This is a genomic window from Streptomyces sp. NBC_00273, from assembly GCF_036178145.1.
GTDB lineage: Bacteria > Actinomycetota > Actinomycetes > Streptomycetales > Streptomycetaceae > Streptomyces.
Map to the genome: position 1 here is coordinate 3,908,259 of NZ_CP108067.1, position 14,536 is coordinate 3,922,794.

The window sequence follows — 14,536 nt, forward strand, 5'->3', positions numbered from 1 at the left end:
TGCGTTCACGGACCGGGCTCGACGCACGCAACATATCGCGTCTTCCAGTAACACGATATATCGCGGATGAACGAAGTCAAGCGCCCTTCCGAAACCCCATGGTTCGGGGTGTTTTGCACTACTGTGTGGGCATGTCAATATCCAGGGCCGCGACCGGCGGAATGCTGCTCTGCCGTGCCGAACCCCTTGCCGTCCGGCCCCCGGCACACCTGTTGCGCGTACGCCTGCTGCTCGCCCCGGCGGGTGCGTGGAGCGTGCTCGTCCCCGAGGACAAGCCGTGGCGGGACGGCCCGGAGACCGTGGCGGAGGTCCTCTCCGGCTGGGGCTCGGCCATCGCGATCGGCACCGACCGGCCGGTGCTGGGCCTGTGGTGGGAGGGCGGCCGGACCGGATTCGCCCTGGCCGGCGGGTTCCGACGGACCGTCTCCTACGGGTGGGACGCGGCCGGGCGCCCGGCCGGCGAGCCCGATGCGATGCGGGCCCTGTCGGCCCGGCTCGGCCTGGACCCCGTACTCGACCTGGAGGAGCTGGAGCGCCTCACCCGCGCCGGCGGCGATCCCGTCGTGGACGGGGAGGCCCGGCTGCTCGCGTTGGTCGCCCTGCTCGCGCGCACCGGACTCGCCCTGCCGCCCGGGCTCGCCCCGGGCGAATCGGCCGACCGGCTGCGGGGAGCGGCCCGGGTGGCTCCCGGCATGGAAACGCTGGAGTGGTCCGGCTGGCGCGACGCGGTACGGGCCGAGCTCGACGCGGCGGAACGGGGCCCGCTCGGCCCGTGGGTCCGCGGCCCCAGGGCCCGGCTGCTGGGCGCGGCCCAGGTGGCGGCCGGCGCGCCCCTGCTGGCCTGGGCGGCCCGCCGCCGCAGCCCGGGCTGGGCGACGGCGGGTGCGGTCCTCCTGGCGCACGGCGCCGCCTCCCTGGCGTACGACCGGGCCCGAGCGCGACACTCCGCCAGGGCCTAGGCGCGGCGCCGGGCCCAGGCTCAGGGGGGCTCAGGGGGCCGTGGGCGGCAGCTCCTTGATCCGGTCGACGACCGTCCGGGTCATCACGGCGCTCGTGTACACGACCGTGCCGGGCTTGATCAGGCCCTGTTCGCCGGACTCGCCCTGCACCTGGACGCTGCGCTCGCCGAGGAACGTGAGGGTCTGGCGGTCGAAGATCCACTCCACGCGCTGGCCGGAGTGCTCGTCGAGCCGGGCGACCGCGACGCCGCTGCGGCCCGCGGCGTCGACCGCCTCGTCGACCGTCACCACGCCGGGGATCTTCGCCGCCGCCTTGTAGAGCGCGGTCGTGAGCTCGGCCGGCGGGTAGCTGGAGCGCAACAGGTCGCCGATCGTGGTGAAGGCCTCCTGGTCGGGGCCGTTGCCCATGCCCTTGGTCTCCTCGTAGATCCGCCGGAGCAGCACGTCGGGGTCGGTGGGCAGCGCGGCGAGGTAGTCGTAGGTGGGCGCGTTCAGGTACGGCGTCGGAGTGTTGCCCTTCTCGTCGAGCCCCGCCAGGGTCACGCCCTCCGGTCCGGTGTTGCCGGGCTCGATCAGCCAGCCCTTGGTGCCGTCCGGGGAGTTCCACTGGTGGCGCACGTGCAGCGGCAGGCTGACCAGGGTGCTCTTGTTGCCCACGGTCTTCACGTAGGTGTTGGCCGCCTTGCTGCCGATGTAGACGAACTGGTCCGCGCGCACGGCCGGGCCGGAGACGGAAGCGGAGGCCAGCGAGATCCGGTCCAGGAGCTGCGGGGCCCCCTTGGGGTCGGCGGTGCCGATCCGGGTGGTCAGCGCCGGGCCCGTGGCGACGGTGGAGCCGGGTCCGTCCGCGGCGCCCCGGTCCACGTAGGAGAGGAAGCCGACGGCGAGCGCTCCGGCCAGCGCGAAGGCCGCGGCGGGCACGAAGACCGCGCGGCGCAGGAACGGGTTGCGCGACCCGGTGGCACGGGCGGGGGCGGCCTGGGCGGGGCCCCGGGCGGCGGTGTCGGCGGCTCGGAGGTCTTCGTGGATCTGGGCCATCAGGCGCTCCTTGTGGAACTGGTGGCGGCCCGCGGGCAGTTCCCGTTCGGCGAACGGAGGAAGGAGCGGGTGCTCCTCCCGGCCGGCCGGGCGGGGCCGGGAGAGGTCGGGGTTCATCGGGTTCCTTCCTGTGCGGACCGGACCGTGTTCGTGCGGTCGCCATATGTCTGTCGGGGTCGAGCCACGAGTTCCCGCTTTTTCTTCTTCATTTCTGTTTCAGCGAGTTTGCGTAGCTTCGTACGGGCGCGGGACAGCCTGGAACGGACGGTTCCGACCGGGATGCCGAGGACTCGGGCGACCTCCGCGTACTCCAGCCCCTCGCCCAGGCACAGCAGGAGGACTTCGCGCTCGGGTCCGCGCAGCGCACTCAACTGCCCCAGCGTGGCCGCGATCTGCTGCCGGTCGTCCAGCCGGCCGGCCACCTCCTCGGCGTGGTCGGGCACGGCCGCCGCGCCGGCCGCCGCCGTGGCGGCGGCAGCGGCGGCCCGGTAGCGCCGGTTGCTGCGGCAGTGGTTGCGGGCGATGTTGGTGGCGATGCCCAGGAGCCAGGGCCTCAGCGAGCCGCCCTCGGGGTCGATCGTGCCGCGCAGCCGCCACGCCTCCAGGAAGGCGGCCGACATGACGTCCTCCGCGGCGGCCCAGTCGCCGGTCATCCGGAAGGCGTGGTTGTAGAGGGTGCGGGCGTAGCTGTCGAACAGCTCCGCATAGGCGTCCGGATCCCCGGACCGCACCCGGGTTCGCATCTCTGTTGTCACTCCTGTCGGCTGTCCGGCACCCGGGGCGGAGTTCCCGTGACCTGCGTCACGTTCCGTCGCGGAGCGGTCGGCCGGCGCCTGCCCGACCCCGACACCCGACCCCGCCCCCTGCCCCGGTCAGGCATCGACCCGGCCCGGAAGGGACAGCCTAGGAGAGGGCTCGGAGGGGGCTGGTTCAGGCCACCTCCAGCAGTGGGCTCGCGTGGTGGTGGAGCCAGGCCCGGTACGGGGGCGTCCGCAGGGCGGCCTCGCGATAGGCGGCGCGCAGGTCCTCGTAGACCTCCGCGTGCGCGCCCGGTCGGGTGGCCAGCAGCAGGCGCACGGCGAGGGGGTCCCCGCAGAGCGGCCGGATCGCCATGTCCTCGCGCGGCCCGGAGGTCGGCTGGCACGGGGCGACCGCCTCGCCGGAGATGATCAGCGAGGTCGCCGTGTGGTAGTCGGCGTGGAGCACCGGCGGGTCGAGTCCGGCCCCGGCGAAGACCCGGCGCAGGCCGTCCCACTCGCCGTCGACCGAGGGGTCGACCATCCAGCGGTCGGCGGCCAGGTCCCGTAAGGAGACCACCGCCTGCCCGGCGGCCGGATGGTCCCGGGACATCGAGACGAACTGCGGTTCCCGCTCCATCAGTACGTGCAACTGCAGTCCGGGCGGCACCCGCAGCGGACTGCCCTCCACCTCGTGCACGAACGCCACGTCCAGCTGTCCCGCGGCGACCATCCGCAGCAGCGCATTGGCGGAGACGTCGACCACGAGCGAGGTCTCGGTGTCCGGAAGCCGCCGGTGGATCCGCCGCAACCAGCCCGGCAGCGCGCTGCTGGCGGTGGAACCGATGCGCAGCCGCGAGGCGTGTGCCAGTTCGCGGGCCTCCGCCACCAGCGCGGCCATCTCGGCGAGCAGCGGGCGGGCCCGGCCCAGTACGGTCCGGCCGAAGGGGGTGGGCCGGCAGCCGGTCCGCTCGCGCAGGAACAGCTCGCCGTCGAGGGCCCGTTCGATGCGGCGCAGCTGGGTCGTCAGGGAGGGCTGGCTCACGCCGAGTTGCCGGGCGGCCTTGTGCAGGCTTCCGGCGTCGGCGATGGCGCACAGCGCGCGCAGGTGCCTGACCTCAAGCTCCATCCTCCGAGGGTAGGCCGGTCCCTGCTGACCGCACCAGCCACCTATAGCCCCCCGAATCCCGCCATTCTCACGCTAGTTGGGCTGCCGAAATCTCCCCGATAGGTCGGCGTTATCGGGGAGTGACATCATCCGCCGGGCACTTCCGCTCCCGCAGACTCCGGTTCGAAAGACCACCCCCCACCGCACCGGACGAGTAGGAGCTCCCCCACATGCGCCACTCCCGTAAGGCCATGCTGGCCACGACCGTCGGCCTCGGCCTCGCCGCCACCCTTGGTGTCGTCCCCACCGCCACCGCCGCGCCCGCCCCCGTCGGAAACGCCGTGAGCTACGCCGCGTACGAGCGTTCGCCGGAGAACGACGCCGCGAACCGCGCCTTCTTCGAGGCCGTGCAGCGTTCGGTCGCCGAGCAGCGGGCCGCCAACCCGGGCGCCCTGGCCGTGACCGTCACGTACAACACCCGCAGTGCCCCGAGCTTCCGCAGCCAGATAGCCCGCTCCACGCAGATCTGGAACAGCTCGGTGTCCAACGTCAAGTTGCAGGAGGTGTCCTCGGGCGGGAACTTCTCGTACCGCGAGGGCAACGACTCACGCGGCTCGTACGCGAGCACGGACGGGCACGGCCGGGGTTACATCTTCCTGGACTACCGGCAGAACCAGCAGTACAACTCCACCCGGGTGACGGCGCACGAGACCGGCCACGTGCTGGGTCTGCCGGACCACTACTCGGGTCCGTGCAGCGAGCTGATGTCGGGTGGCGGCCCGGGCACCTCGTGCCAGAACGCCAACCCGAACTCCGCCGAGCGGGCGCGGGTCAACCAGCTCTGGGCCAACGGCTTCGCCTCCGGTCTGGGTGCGAAGGACCTCGCCGCCAAGGGCTGAGTCACCGCTCCTCGGGATCCGCGTGATCGGGGCAGTCGGGGTTCCGGCAGGGGCCCCGACCCCACACGGGGATGAAGATCCCGAGGGACTTGCGCCGCCTGACCACCGTGTCGACGCGGCGCCCGCACGCCGGGCACGTCTGCTGTTCGTGCCCGGCCTGCGGGGCCACCGTCTCGTGCGCGTGGTGCTGCTGTTCACCGGCCATACCTCCACGGTAGGCCGGTTCCGCGCGTTCGGCGGGTCAGCTCCTGCTGACGGCGTACGTGCTGACGATCTGGCCGCCGCCGAAGGTCTTGACCCCGGTGAGCTCCAGGTGGCGCACGTCGAAGCCGGCGCGGGACATCGGCATGCCGGTGCCCGCGAAGACCGGGTAGGTCTTGACGATGATCTCGTCGATCTCGTCGATCAGCTGGGTGGCGAGGTCCGCGCCGCCGCAGAGCCAGATGCCGAGACCGTCCCGGGCCTTGAGCTCGCGGACCTCGGCCGCCAGGTCGCCGCTGATCAGCCGGACCTGCGGGTCGGGCGGGGTGGTGAGGGAGCGCGAGACGACGTACTGCTCGGGCAGGTGGCCGTAGGGGCTGGTCATGCCCGCCTTGAGGCCCGGCTCGTAGGTGTTGCGCCCCATGATCACCGCGTCGAAGCGCTTGGGCGCGGCGTCGGCGATCCCGAGGTGGGCGCGGCCCTGGGCCGAGATGGTCTCGGGGTATTCAGCCGTGAGGTGCCCGACGAACTCGGCGTCGAGGTGGCTGTAGAAGAAATCGCCGTCGCCGTCCGGGGCACCGATGAACCCGTCGACGGTCGTGGCGATGAAGTACGTGAGCTTGCGCAAGCGATTCTCTTCCACTGGGCAGTGCCACCGCACCGGGGCACGTCGCACAAAGTACTTCACCTGAAGTGGTTACGCAAGGACCATCGCCCGCCCCGGACGGGACGGCGACTCTCAGCCGCGCGGCTCGCGCCACATCGGCCACATCAGCGGCCCGTCCGGAAGCCGTACCGCCTCCCCCGTGAACTCCCAGCCCAGCCGTTCGTACAGCCCCTTGCTGCGCTCGCTGCTCGCCTCCAGGTACGCCGGCACGCCCTCGCGGTCGCAGCGCTCCAGCACCGGCCGGATCAGCTCGCTCCCCAGCCCCTGTCCCTGCCGGCCCGGGGCGACCGCGATCATCACCAGGTACTCGTGCTCCTCCGCCGTCGGGTGCACCGCGCCCGTGAGGCGCCCGACCAGCTCGCACCGCTCGTTGTCCGGGTCCGCCACGGCCCGCATCCGCGCCGGGACCTCGTCCTCGACGGCCTCGCCCTCGGGGTCACCGGCCGGGACCCGCAGCCACAGTGCGGCCGCCGAGCCGTCCACGGCGTAGTCGATCCGGCCCTCCTCCAGCGCCACGTCCACGAAGACGCCCAGGAACTTCCCGTGCACCGCGGCCCGGTGCTCCGGGTCCGGGAAGACCCAGCTGCTCACCGGGTCGGTGCGGAAGGCCTCGTCGAGCAACCCCGCCACCGCGTCCCGGTCCGACTGATCCGCCTGACGTATCTCCAGCGCCACTGGTCACACCCTTCACTCACGTGTCAACAACCTTGAGCGATCCTAGAGTTGGCGCGGACATGCGGTAAGGCCCGTTCCGGCACCGTGCGGTACCGGAACGGGCCTCGCCCCCTCGGGCCTCTCCCCCTCGGGCCTCGCCCCCCCCTCGGACCTCTCTCCCCCCTCGAGCCTCGCCCCTCGACCCCGGGATCTACTCGCGCCCCCGCGCGCTCACCGCGTACGGCGCGTCACGAACTCCGCGAGCGCCAGCAGCCCGCCCGCCGCCCCGAGGTCCGGAACGGCCCGGGACAGCTGCTGGACCGCCCGCCCCATCCGGTCCGCGGCCTGGGCCTGCGCCCAGTCGCGCCCGCCGGCCCGGTCCACCGCGTCGGCCGCCCTGCGTACGTCCTCCCCGGTCATGGGGCCGGCGTACAGCGCGGCCAGCTCCTTCCCCGCCGCGGTGTCCGAGGTGAGGGCGGCCACGACCGGGAGGGACTTCTTGCGGGCGATCAGGTCCGCCCCGGCGGGCTTGCCGGTGTGCCCCGGGTCCCCCCAGATGCCGATCAGGTCGTCGATCAGTTGGAAGGCCAGCCCGGCCTCCCGCCCGAAGGCGTCCATGGCGTCGACCTCGTCCGGCCCGGCCCCCGCGTACAGGGCGCCCAGCGCGCACGCACAGCCCAGGAGCGCCCCGGTCTTGGCCGTGGCCATGTCCAGGCACTCGTCGAGCGTGACCTGCGGACGCTGCTCGAAGGCGCAGTCGGCCTGCTGGCCCGCGCACAGCTCGATGACACAGGCCGCGAGCCGGGCCGAGGCCGCCGCGGCGGCCGGATGCGGGTCCTCCGCGAGCAGCCGCAGCGCGAGCGCCATCATCGCGTCGCCCGTGATGATGGCGTCCGGCGTCCCGAAGACGGTCCAGGCCGTGGGCCGGCCCCGCCGCCGGACGTCCTTGTCGATGATGTCGTCGTGCAGCAGCGTGAAGTTGTGCGCCAGCTCCACGGCCGCCGCCGCCCGTACGGCCTCGTCCACCGGACCGGCCCCGGGACCGCGCAGGGCCTGGGCGGCGGCCAGCACCAGGGCCGGCCGGATGGCCTTCCCGGTCCCTCCCGCGGCGGGGCTGCCGTCCTCGTGCACCCAGCCGAAGTGGTACATCGCCACGCGCCGCATCGAACCCGGCAGGCTCTCGACCGTGTGGCGCAGCTGCGGGTCGACCGCTTCTCTCGTCCGTTCCAGCAGGGCCGCGGCGTCCTGGCCCTCACCGGTCGCGATGGCGTTCACGGCGGTCAGCGCCAACGGCCGATCTCGACGTTCTCCAACACCCCGAGCGCGTCCGGCACCAACACCGCGGCCGAGAAGTAGGCGGTGACCAGGTAGGAAATGATCGCCTGCTCGCTGATCCCCATGAAGCGGACCGACAGGCTCGGCTCGATCTCGTCCGGGATGCCCGGCTGGTGGAGCCCGATCACGCCCTGCTCGTCCTCGCCGGTGCGCATGCACAGGATGGACGTGGTGCGGGCGTCGCTGATCGGGATCTTGTTGCTCGGGAAGATCGGCACCCCCCGCCAGGCCGACACCCGGTTGCCGCCGACGTCCACCGACTCCGGATAGATGCCGCGCTTGTTGCACTCGCGGCCGAAGGCGGCGATCGCCTTGGGGTGGGCCAGGAACAGCTTGGAGCCGCGCCGCATGCTGAGGAGCTGGTCCATGTCGTCGGGGCTGGGCGCGCCGTCGTGCGGCTGGATGCGCTGGTCGTAGTCGGCGTTGTGGAGCAGGCCGAAGTCGCGGTTGTTGAGCATCTCGTGCTCCTGGCGCTCGCGCAGCGCCTCGACCGTGAGCCGCAACTGCTGCTCGGTCTGGTTCATCGGGTGGTTGTAGAGGTCGGCGACGCGACTGTGCACCCGCAGGACCGTTTGCGCAATGGAGAGTTCGTACTCGCGCGGCCGGGCCTCGTAGTCCACGAAGGTGCCGGGGAGGACGGCCTCGCCCTGGTGGCCGGCGGAGAGCTCGATCGCGGCCTCGCCGTACTTGTTGGTCTCCCGGCCGGTCCGGGTCCGTACGTCCTCCACGTGTTCGCGCAGCGACTCGACCCGGTCGGCGAGGAGCTGGAAGTCCTGCCGGGACAGGGCGAGCACGGTGCCCGAGGTGGCGGCGCGGGCGGTGTACTCCCAAATCGATTCTTCATCGACGAGGGAGTCGTCGCCGAAGTACGCGCCGTCGGCGACGGTACCGAGGACGGCGTCCTCCCCGTAGGGGCCGGGGCCGATCTGGTCGATGCGGCCGTGGGCGAGCAGGAAGAGCTGGTCGGCGGGGCTGCCGAAGGAGGTGAGCTCCTGGCCGGCCTCGAAGTCGATCTGCCGGCACCGCTGGGCGAGTTCGCCGAGGACGTCGAGGTCCTCGTAGTCGCGCAGCAGCGGGAGCTCGCCGAGCTCGGCCGGGATCACCTGGACCTGGGTGCCGGTCTTGATGAACTCCACGACGCCGTTGCCGACCGAGTAGCTCAGCCGGCGGTTGACGCGGTACGTGCCGCCCTGCACGGACACCCACGGCAGCATCTTCAGGAGCCACCGCGAAGTGATCTCCTGCATCTGCGGCGCGGACTTGGTCGTGGTTGCCAAGTTCCGTGCGGCCGTCGTCCCGAGACTGCGTTGCGGTGTCTGGGCTTCGGACTCGGAACCTGCCTGGACCGACATGTCTTTCCCTTTCGATCACTCCATGGATCTTCGGGAGCAGCCTTTCAGCACGGAACGTGGTGGGACCATTACACAAAAGGGTGGGACTACTCCGTCTGGGCGCGGGCACCCTTTGGGGTCACCCACCTCCCCCATGAGCCTCTTCAGCCCCACACACCCCATCGGTTTCGGCCAAGCGCGAGGCCCCGAGCGGGCCGCGCGGGGCCTCGCACCGACCTAACTTGCATCAGGGATGCAAGTTTGCCTACGGTGACCCCATGCGGCTGACCCGATTCACCGACCTGGCGCTGCGCGTCCTGATGCGCCTGGCCATCGAGGAAACGGACCTCCCGACCACCCGTGACGTGGCGGCGACCATGGAGGTCCCCTACACGCACACCGCCAAGGTGGTCGCCAGGCTGCAGCACCTCGGCCTGGTCGAGGCGCGGCGCGGCCGTGGCGGCGGACTCGCCCTGACCGCCGCCGGGCGCGCCGCGCCGGTCGGTGCGGTGGTGCGCGAACTGGAGGGCGAGGGCGACGTCGTGGAGTGCGAGGGCACGTCGCCCTGCCCGCTGCGCGGCGCCTGCGTACTGCGCGGCGCCCTGCGCCGGGCCCAGGAGGCGTTCTTCGCCGCACTGGACCCGCTCACGGTGAACGACCTGGTGGCGTCCCCGACCGGACCGCTCCTGCTGGGCATTTCGAGCAGGGCGCCGATCGGATCCGGGGGCCCCTGACCCCTCCGGGCCGCATGGCCGGTTAGCGCCGCCCGGCCGGACCGGGCCGGCGGGAGATCGAACGAAAGTCCGCACCGCGGCGGTCTTTCTTCGATCAAAAATACGCATCTTAGATGCAAATTCACACAGTCACGTCCATCACGCGAGGAGTTACGCATGCTGTCCGAGAAGTCGAGCGCGACCGTACGAGCCACCCTGCCCGCCGTCGGGGCGGCCATCGGCGACATAGCCGAGCTCTTCTACACCAAGCTCTTCGCCGCCCACCCGGCACTGATCCGCGACCTCTTCAACCGGGGGAACCAGAAGGCCGGCCTCCAGCAGCAGGCCCTCGCGGGCTCCGTCGCCGCCTTCGCCACCCACCTCCTCGCCCACCCGGACACCCGGCCCGACGTGATGCTCGGCCGCATCGCGCACAAGCACGCCAGCCTCGGCGTCACCCGCGAGCAGTACGCGGTCGTCCACCAGCACCTCTTCGAGGCGATCGCCGAAGTCCTCGGCGAGGCCGTCACCCCCGAGGTCGCCCAGGCCTGGGACGAGGTCTACTGGCTGATGGCGAACGCCCTGATCGCCCTGGAGGAGCGCCTCTACGCCGAGCAGCGGGTCGTCGCCGGCGACGTGTGGCGCCAGTGGACCGTCACCGAGCGGGTGGCCGAGACCGCGGACTGCACCACCTTCCGGATCACCCCCGCCGACGGCGCCCCGGCGCCCGCCCACCGGCCCGGCCAGTACGTTTCGGTCCAGGTCGAACTCCCGGACGGCGCCCGCCAGATCCGCCAGTACAGCCTGATCACCTCCCCGGACTCCGCGGTCCGCGCGATCACCGTCAAGCGGGTCCACGGCCCGGCCGCCGCGGGCCCCGACGGCGAGGTCTCCAACCACCTGCACGCCCGGGTCCACGCCGGAGCCACCCTGCGGGTCTCGGCCCCCTACGGCGACCTGGTCCTGGCGGACTCGGCCGCCCCGGTGCTGCTCGCCTCGGCCGGCATCGGCTGCACCCCGATGCTCTCGATGCTGGAGCACCTGGCCGACACCGGGCACGCCGCCCCGGTGACCGTGCTGCACGCCGACCGCTCCCCCGCCGACCACCCGCTGCGGGGCGACCACCGGGCACTGACGCACAAACTGGCCGACGCCTCGGCCCGGTTCTGGTACGAGGAGTCGGCGGAGCCGGGCGACGGCGAGGGCCGCATGGACCTCTCGGCCGTCCCCCTCGCCCCGGGCACCAGGGCCTACCTGTGCGGGCCGCTCCCCTTCATGCGGGCCGTGCGCGAGCAGCTGATCGCCAAGGGGCTGCCGGCCGCCGACATCCACTACGAGGTCTTCGGCCCGGACCTGTGGCTCGCATCGGCCTGATCCCTGGCTGGATCGGATCGCTCGCCGTACGAATGCACTAGCCGCGGAAGGGCCGCCTCCACTAAACCGGAGGGTGACGAGACGGGCACAGAGGGTGCCCGCCGCGCACCGCAACGAAGGAGGCGGCCATGGCCGCACCCATGTCCGCGGACCGTTTCATCAACGCACTGCGCAACGAGGGCCTGACCGTCGTCGAAGTCGGCGCCTGGCGCACTCACAACCGCAACCACAAGGGCCCGTGGGGGCCCGTCCACGGGGTGATGATCCACCACACGGTCACCCGCGGCACCCCGTACACGGTCGAGCTCTGCCGGCAGGGCTACAGCGCCCTGCCCGGCCCGCTCTGCCACGGAGTGATCGCCAAGGACGGCCGCGTCCACCTGGTCGGCTACGGCCGCGCCAACCACGCGGGCGCCGGCGACTCCGACGTCCTGGCGGCAGTGATCGCGGAGAAGCGGCTGCCGCCGGACAACGAGACGGACACCGACGGCAACCGCTACTTCTACGGTTTCGAGTGCGAGAACCTCGGCGACGGCGAGGACCCCTGGCCGGTGGTCCAGCTCGACGCCATCGCCCGCGCTTCGGCGGCCATATGCCGGTTCCACCGCTGGACGGCCCGCTCGGTGATCGGCCACCGCGAGTGGCAGCCGGGCAAGGTCGACCCCCGGGGCTTCACGATGGATTCCATGCGCGACCGCATCGCCGAGCGCCTGAAGTAGCCCACGGCCGCAGCCGGGCGCGCCGAGGTCGGACGCGGGCACGGAACGCGGTTCTGTGCTCTCGTCCGACGTGGCCGACGCGCCTCCGGGTGGTGCGTGCCGCGAAGAAGCCCGGGCCGCACCCGCACGCCCCGGCCCCGGCTCCCGCTCCGGCTCCGGCTCGCGGCGTCAGGGGTGCTGCGCCCCACAATGGACGGGTGAACCGCCCCGCGAACGTTGACGTGCTCCTGCAGCCCCGCCCGCCGTCGCCCCTGCAGGAGGTCCGCGACGCCGGGTTCGAGCGGCACGGCGTACGGCTCCTGCTCAAGCGCGACGACCTCGTGCATCCCGAGCTGCCCGGCAACAAGTGGCGCAAGCTCGCGCCCAACCTGCGCGCGGCCGTGGACGCCGGCCACGACGGCCTCGTCACCTTCGGCGGGGCGTACTCCAACCACTTGCGGGCCACGGCGGCCGCCGGGCGGCTGCTCGGGCTGCGGACGGTCGGCATCGTGCGCGGGGACGAGCTGGCCGGGCAGCCGCTGAACGACTCGCTCGCCCGGTGCGCCGCCGACGGGATGCGGCTGCACTTCGTGTCCCGGTCGGAGTACCGGCGCAAGGCCGAGCCGCAGGAGCTGGCCCGGCTGGTGGACGCGGCGGGCGCGGGCGGCGCCTACGTGGTCCCCGAGGGGGGCAGCAACGCCCTCGCCCTGCACGGCTGCGCCGAGCTCGGCCGTGAACTGCGCGGCGCCGCCGACGTGGTGGCAGTGGCCTGCGGCACCGGCGGGACCCTGGCGGGCCTCGCGGCCGGGCTGGCCCCCGAGCAGCGGGCGCTCGGGGTCCCGGTCCTGGCAGGCGGTTTCCTGACCGCGGAGATACGTTCCCTCCAGGCCGCCGCCTTCGGGGGGCCGGCCGGCACGTGGACCTTGGCCGAGGACTTCCACCACGGCGGCTACGCCCGGGTCCCGGCCGAGCTGGAGGCCTTCGCCGCCGACTTCGGGTCCCGCCACGGCCTCCCGGTGGAGCGGATCTACGTGGCCAAGCTGCTCTGGGCCCTGACCGAGCTCACCGCCGCCGGTGCCTTCCCGCGCGGCACGGTCCTCGCCGCCGTCGTCACGGGCCGGCCGTAGGGGGTGTCTTGCCGGTCATGCCGCGCTCAGCTCTCCTCGCGGTAGGCCGCGGCCTCCTCCAGGTCCAGCCTGCGCAGGAGCGCCCGCAGCATCTCGTCGTCGATCCGACGGTCGTCCCGCAGCGTCACGAAGACCTCCCGTTCGGCCGCGATCATCTCCCGCGCGAGCCGCCGGTAGACGTCGTCCGCCGACTCCCCCGTCTCCGGGTTGACCTCGCCCAGCCGCTCCCACACCGCGTTGCGCCGGCGCTCCATCACCGTCCGCAGCCGGTCCGCCAGCGGCGGCGGCAGCGTGCTGTTCTCCGGTTCCTCCAGCAGCTCCGCCAGCCGCTCCTCGGCCGCCCGCGAGGCCTCGCTCTGCGCCTGCGCCTCCGCCAGGGTCTCGGCCTGCACGTCCTTCGGCGGCAGCTTCAGCGCCCGGATCAGCGGCGGCAGCGTCAGCCCCTGCACCACCAGCGTCCCGATGACCGTGGTGAAGGTCAGGAAGAGGATCAGGTTCCGGTGCGCCACGTCCACCGGCACGGAGAACGCGATGGCCAGCGAAACCACGCCCCGCATCCCGGCCCATCCCACGATCACCGGGGCCTTCCAGTCGGTCTCCGGCTCCCGGTCCCGGATCCGCGGCGACAGCCAACGGGGCACGAAGGTCGCCGGGAACACCCACAGGAACCGGGCCACCACCACCGCGAGGAACACGGCGGTCGCGTAGGTGGCCGCGTGCAGGCCGTCGTACTCCCCCAGCCCCGTGAGGACCACCGGCAGCTGGAGCCCGATCAGTGCGAAGACCACCGACTCCAGCACGAAGGCGACCACCTTCCACACCGCCTCCTCCTGGAGCCGGGTGGCGAAGTCGACCTGCCAGTTCCGGTGCCCGAGGTACAGCGCGACCACGACGACCGCGAGCACCCCGGAGGCGTGCACCCGCTCGGCGGCCGCGTACGCCACGAAGGGGATCAGCAACGACAGGGTGTTCTGGAGCAGCGGCTCCTTCAGCCGTGTGCGCAGGTGGTGGATCGGCACCATCAGCAGCAGGCCGACGCCGATCCCGCCGACCGAGGCCAGCAGGAACTCCGCGATGCCGCCCGCCCAGCCGGCGCTCACCCCGACGGCCGCGGCCAGCGCCACCTTGTACGCGGTGATCGCGGTGGCGTCGTTGACCAGGGACTCGCCCTGCAGGATGGTCGTGATGCGGTTCGGCAGCCGCAGCTTGCGGGCGATGGCGGTGGCGGCGACGGCGTCCGGCGGGGCGATCACCGCGCCCAGCACCAGCGCCACCGGCAGGGAGAGCCCCGGCACCAGCAGGTACGCCGCGTACCCGACGGCCACCGTCGCGAAGAGCACGTAGCCCACCGACAGCATGGCGATCGGCCGGACGTTCGCGCGCAGGTCCAGGTACGAGCTGTCCACGGCGGCCGTGTACAGCAGCGGCGGGAGCAGCAACGGCAGCACGATGTGCGGGTCGAGGGCGTAGGCGGGCACCCCCGGGACGTAGGCGGCCAGCAGACCGGCGGCGACCAGCAGCAGCGGCGCGGGCACCGGGGTGCGGCGCGCCAGCCCCGCGACGGCCGCACTGCCGGCGACCAGCGCCACCAGCGGCAATACCTCCATCGAAGATCCACCTCAATCGTCGGCCGCTCGCCCCGAACGCGCGGGCTTGGCCGAGGAGATCCCCATGACTCGCACGGCGGGAACGTAT

At 72.7% G+C, this 14,536-nt stretch carries 15 protein-coding genes; 6 read left to right on the forward strand and 9 right to left on the reverse strand.

Annotated elements, in window-relative coordinates; genetic code table 11:
* The first annotated feature begins 137 nt into the window (after positions 1-137).
* Positions 138-959, forward strand: a complete 822-nt coding sequence (locus OG386_RS16480; RefSeq protein WP_328793273.1) for a hypothetical protein — start codon at positions 138-140, stop codon at positions 957-959.
* 30 nt (positions 960-989) lie between these two features.
* Here OG386_RS16480 and OG386_RS16485 read toward each other — a convergent pair whose 3' ends face one another.
* From OG386_RS16485 to OG386_RS16495, 3 genes are all read right to left on the reverse strand, one after another.
* Positions 990-2,114 carry a CU044_5270 family protein gene (locus tag OG386_RS16485; protein WP_328788791.1) on the reverse strand — a complete coding sequence of 375 codons (1,125 nt, stop codon included), beginning with the start codon at positions 2,112-2,114 and terminating at the stop codon, positions 990-992.
* Complete coding sequence (locus OG386_RS16490; RefSeq protein ID WP_328788792.1) at positions 2,111-2,740, reverse strand: RNA polymerase sigma factor; 630 nt, start codon at positions 2,738-2,740, stop codon at positions 2,111-2,113. The genes OG386_RS16485 and OG386_RS16490 overlap by 4 nt, the downstream gene beginning before the upstream one ends.
* Before the next feature lie 187 nt (positions 2,741-2,927).
* Entirely contained in the window at positions 2,928-3,863 is a 936-nt protein-coding gene (locus OG386_RS16495; RefSeq protein ID WP_327383330.1) for a LysR family transcriptional regulator, read from the reverse strand.
* 209 nt (positions 3,864-4,072) lie between these two features.
* On the opposite strand from OG386_RS16495, the gene snpA reads away from it, so the two are divergent.
* On the forward strand, positions 4,073-4,741 hold the full coding sequence (gene snpA, locus OG386_RS16500; protein WP_328788793.1) for a snapalysin: 669 nt from the start codon (positions 4,073-4,075) through the stop codon (positions 4,739-4,741).
* 1 nt (position 4,742) lies between these two features.
* On the opposite strand, the gene OG386_RS16505 is transcribed toward snpA, so the two are convergent.
* The 5 genes from OG386_RS16505 to OG386_RS16525 all read right to left on the reverse strand — a co-directional run bounded on the left by OG386_RS16505 (position 4,743) and on the right by OG386_RS16525 (position 8,950).
* Positions 4,743-4,946, reverse strand: coding sequence for a hypothetical protein (locus OG386_RS16505; RefSeq protein WP_327383332.1), 204 nt, complete (start codon positions 4,944-4,946; stop codon positions 4,743-4,745).
* 36 nt (positions 4,947-4,982) lie between these two features.
* Positions 4,983-5,570: a dihydrofolate reductase family protein gene (locus OG386_RS16510; protein ID WP_328788794.1), complete on the reverse strand. Its 588-nt coding sequence runs from the start codon at positions 5,568-5,570 to the stop codon at positions 4,983-4,985.
* Between the two features lie 111 nt (positions 5,571-5,681).
* Positions 5,682-6,284 carry a GNAT family N-acetyltransferase gene (locus OG386_RS16515; protein WP_328788795.1) on the reverse strand — a complete coding sequence of 201 codons (603 nt, stop codon included), beginning with the start codon at positions 6,282-6,284 and terminating at the stop codon, positions 5,682-5,684.
* Positions 6,285-6,494: 210 nt separating this feature from the next.
* Positions 6,495-7,547, reverse strand: coding sequence for a family 2 encapsulin nanocompartment cargo protein polyprenyl transferase (locus OG386_RS16520; RefSeq protein WP_405790801.1), 1,053 nt, complete (start codon positions 7,545-7,547; stop codon positions 6,495-6,497).
* Complete coding sequence (locus OG386_RS16525) at positions 7,544-8,950, reverse strand: family 2B encapsulin nanocompartment shell protein (protein WP_328788797.1); 1,407 nt, start codon at positions 8,948-8,950, stop codon at positions 7,544-7,546. Before OG386_RS16525 ends, OG386_RS16520 begins: the two co-directional genes overlap by 4 nt.
* A 257-nt stretch (positions 8,951-9,207) precedes the next feature.
* Here OG386_RS16525 and OG386_RS16530 point away from each other — a divergent pair, with 257 nt between their 5' ends.
* The 4 genes from OG386_RS16530 to OG386_RS16545 all read left to right on the forward strand — a co-directional run bounded on the left by OG386_RS16530 (position 9,208) and on the right by OG386_RS16545 (position 12,841).
* Positions 9,208-9,663, forward strand: coding sequence for an RrF2 family transcriptional regulator (locus tag OG386_RS16530; RefSeq protein WP_328788798.1), 456 nt, complete (start codon positions 9,208-9,210; stop codon positions 9,661-9,663).
* A 156-nt stretch (positions 9,664-9,819) separates the two neighbouring features.
* Complete coding sequence (locus OG386_RS16535; RefSeq protein ID WP_328788799.1) at positions 9,820-11,016, forward strand: globin domain-containing protein; 1,197 nt, start codon at positions 9,820-9,822, stop codon at positions 11,014-11,016.
* 128 nt (positions 11,017-11,144) lie between these two features.
* Positions 11,145-11,735 carry an N-acetylmuramoyl-L-alanine amidase gene (locus OG386_RS16540; protein ID WP_328788800.1) on the forward strand — a complete coding sequence of 197 codons (591 nt, stop codon included), beginning with the start codon at positions 11,145-11,147 and terminating at the stop codon, positions 11,733-11,735.
* Between the two features lie 197 nt (positions 11,736-11,932).
* A complete protein-coding gene (locus OG386_RS16545; RefSeq protein WP_328788801.1) occupies positions 11,933-12,841 on the forward strand; it encodes a 1-aminocyclopropane-1-carboxylate deaminase/D-cysteine desulfhydrase in 909 nt (302 codons plus the stop codon).
* A 26-nt stretch (positions 12,842-12,867) separates the two neighbouring features.
* Here the strand turns inward: OG386_RS16545 and OG386_RS16550 are convergent, their stop codons facing one another.
* Positions 12,868-14,448, reverse strand: a complete 1,581-nt coding sequence (locus OG386_RS16550; RefSeq protein ID WP_328788802.1) for a Na+/H+ antiporter — start codon at positions 14,446-14,448, stop codon at positions 12,868-12,870.
* Positions 14,449-14,536 lie beyond the last annotated feature (88 nt).

What these genes read in the sequence shown, in the direction of transcription:
- OG386_RS16485 (WP_328788791.1), bottom strand. Translation starts at nt 2,114, where the DNA reads ATGAACCCCGACCTCTCCCGGCCCCGCCCGGCCGGCCGGGAGGAGCAC.
- OG386_RS16490 (WP_328788792.1), bottom strand. Translation starts at nt 2,740, where the DNA reads ATGCGAACCCGGGTGCGGTCCGGGGATCCGGACGCCTATGCGGAGCTG.
- OG386_RS16495 (WP_327383330.1), bottom strand. Translation starts at nt 3,863, where the DNA reads ATGGAGCTTGAGGTCAGGCACCTGCGCGCGCTGTGCGCCATCGCCGAC.
- snpA (WP_328788793.1), top strand. Translation starts at nt 4,073, where the DNA reads ATGCGCCACTCCCGTAAGGCCATGCTGGCCACGACCGTCGGCCTCGGC.
- OG386_RS16505 (WP_327383332.1), bottom strand. Translation starts at nt 4,946, where the DNA reads ATGGCCGGTGAACAGCAGCACCACGCGCACGAGACGGTGGCCCCGCAG.
- OG386_RS16525 (WP_328788797.1), bottom strand. Translation starts at nt 8,950, where the DNA reads ATGTCGGTCCAGGCAGGTTCCGAGTCCGAAGCCCAGACACCGCAACGC.
- OG386_RS16530 (WP_328788798.1), top strand. Translation starts at nt 9,208, where the DNA reads ATGCGGCTGACCCGATTCACCGACCTGGCGCTGCGCGTCCTGATGCGC.
- OG386_RS16535 (WP_328788799.1), top strand. Translation starts at nt 9,820, where the DNA reads ATGCTGTCCGAGAAGTCGAGCGCGACCGTACGAGCCACCCTGCCCGCC.
- OG386_RS16540 (WP_328788800.1), top strand. Translation starts at nt 11,145, where the DNA reads ATGGCCGCACCCATGTCCGCGGACCGTTTCATCAACGCACTGCGCAAC.
- OG386_RS16550 (WP_328788802.1), bottom strand. Translation starts at nt 14,448, where the DNA reads ATGGAGGTATTGCCGCTGGTGGCGCTGGTCGCCGGCAGTGCGGCCGTC.